Here is a 2,319-nt window from a genome sequence, read left to right on the forward strand (position 1 = left end):
GTGCACGGCCGCCGTGGCGGCCGTGCACCCCTTCGCCGTACCCGGGTGGGCCGGCCGGGCCGACGGAGGCGGACGGCCTGTCAGGACTGCCCGTCCCAGACCTGGAGCACGGCGAGCGCGGCGGCGCGGTCCCCGGGGGTGACGGCGGCCGGGGCGAGCAGGTAGTCGGCGACGGGCGTGAGCAGCAGGCTGGTGCGGTCCCCGGCCGGGAGCAGGCGGGCCTCGTCCCAGGTGTGACGGATGACGGTGCGGCGCAGCAGGGTGCCGTGGCGGGTGGGCAGCCGGGGGGCGGTGGTCTCGGTGCGGCGGCGGTGTTCGGGGGCGAGTTCCGGGGCGAGGGCGGCCCGGACGGCGGCGAGGGCGCCGAGCGGGAGGCGCGGGGCGGCGAGGTCGAGGAGGGCGGCGGCCTCGGGGGCGAGGCGATAGGCGGCGAGGACGGCGGCGGTCTCGGTGGGTTCGAAGGGCTGGTGGGTGAGACAGGAGAGGTCGAGGAGGGTGAGCGGGTCGAGGCCGGGGGCGTCCGGGCGGTGCAGCTGCGACTCGGCGAGCGCGATGAGGCATTCGACGTGGTCGTCGGCGACCAGGAACGGGCGGACCGGCACGGTCGCGCCGTCGCCGGGCAGCGCGGCCGTGGTGAGGTGGACGCGGTACCAGGGGTCGAGCAGCGGGTCCTCGGCGGGCCAGCGGACGGTGACGGCGGTGTGGTGCGGGCGGTCGCCGAGCAGGGTGACGTCGATGGTCTCCACCGGGTGCTCGGTGACGAGGCGGACGACGGCCTGCCAGAGCGCGGCCTCGCCCGGGGCGACCAGGTCGAGGGAGGCCTGGGGACGCAGCAGGCCCGCCGGGTAGTAGCCGGCCAGCGGGAGGCCGTGGATGGCGCGCACGCCGGTGGAGCGGGCGAGGTCGTGGGCGAGGCGGGTGTAGTGGTCGGCGCGGGCGCGGGCGCGGCGGAGTTCGGCACGGGCGGGCTCGCCCATCCGGACGTCCTCGCGGGCGAGGGCGGAGAGCACGAGGTGGGGCAGGTGGCGGCCGGAGCGGGCGCGCTGGAGCAGTTCGGCCGGCCCGTCGGCCGGGTCGACGCCGAGCAGGTTGTACAGCAAAGCGGTGTTCACGGACGTCCGCCTCCGAAGGTATCGTCATGGCGCCCGACGCCGCCGACGGCCGAAGGCGAGGGCAATCACGGCCGGGCACAGGGGGTGACCGGTCGCGGGAGGTGAAGGAGGGGCGGACCGGACCGTCTCCGGCGGGCCCCCGGCACGGTGATTCTCGCCGGTCGGGGTCAACGCCCGGTCACCGCAGGCTCAACGGAGCCTCGACAGCGGGCCCGGCCCTGTGGTTAGTAACGTCACACATAACTGACATGTGCACGAGCGGGGCGGGCACTGTCCTGGGGCAACAGGGGGCAGGATGGGCGATCTCCGTTTTTCCGTACTGGGTCTGATGCGGGCTCACCGCGGTGCGGCGGCACTCAAGGTGGGCAGCCCGCAGCAGCAGGCGATGCTGGCCGTGCTCCTCCTGCGGCCCGGCCACTCGGCGAGCGCCACCGACCTGATCGCCGCGCTGTGGGGCGAGGAGCCGCCGGGTGCGGCGATGACCACCGTGCGGACGTACGCGTGGCGCTGGCGCAAGGTGCTGGACGCGGTGCTGCCCGGGGAGGACGAGGGGGACGGCCGCACCGGGGCGCCCGGGGAGCGGGCGCCGGGCAGCGTGCTGGTCTCGATGGGCGACGGCTACCGGCTGGTGCTGCCGAAGCTGGCGGTGGACTCCGCGCAGGCGGAGTCACTGGCCGCCGAGGCGGAGCGGACCGCCCGGAGCGAGCCGCTGCGCGCCCGGGACCTGCTCAACCAGGCGCTGGAACTGTGGCAGGGCGAACCGCTGGCCGGGATCCCCGGGCCCTTCGCGGAGCGGCACCGGCAGCGGCTGGAGGAGCTGCGGCTGACCCTGCTGGAGGAGCGGATCGGCCTGGACCTGGGGCTGGGCCGCTACTCGCGCTGCATCCCGGAACTGACCGCGCTCACCACCGAACACCCGCTGCACGAGCGGGCGTACGGGCTGCTGATGCGCGCGCTGTACCAGGCCGGGCGGCAGGCGGACGCGCTGGCGGTGTTCCGGGCCGTGCGGCAGCTGTTCCTGGCGGAGCTGGGAGTGGGGCCGGGCGCGGAGCTGGAGCAGTTGCACCGGCGGATCCTGGAGGCGGATCCGGCCCTGACGGCGCCGGCCCAGGCCGCCCCGCCCCTGGCCCCGCCGCCGACCGCGCCGACCGCGGGCGGGCCGGGCCCGGCGGCGGGTGCGGCGGGCGGCGGACCGGTGGGCGGCGCT

General features: G+C 76.8%; 2 protein-coding genes. One reads left to right on the top strand and one right to left on the bottom strand.

Features of this window, described 5'->3' with window-relative positions:
* Positions 1-80: 80 nt before the first annotated feature.
* Positions 81-1,112 carry a hypothetical protein gene (locus tag ACFCX4_RS35950; protein ID WP_376151639.1) on the bottom strand — a complete coding sequence of 344 codons (1,032 nt, stop codon included), beginning with the start codon at positions 1,110-1,112 and terminating at the stop codon, positions 81-83.
* Between the two features lie 328 nt (positions 1,113-1,440).
* Here ACFCX4_RS35950 and ACFCX4_RS35955 point away from each other — a divergent pair.
* Positions 1,441-2,319: BTAD domain-containing putative transcriptional regulator (locus ACFCX4_RS35955; protein WP_376151641.1), on the top strand; the 879-nt coding region annotated here is incomplete at its 3' end.

Source organism: Kitasatospora sp. NPDC056327 (assembly GCF_042261735.1).
GTDB lineage: Bacteria > Actinomycetota > Actinomycetes > Streptomycetales > Streptomycetaceae > Kitasatospora.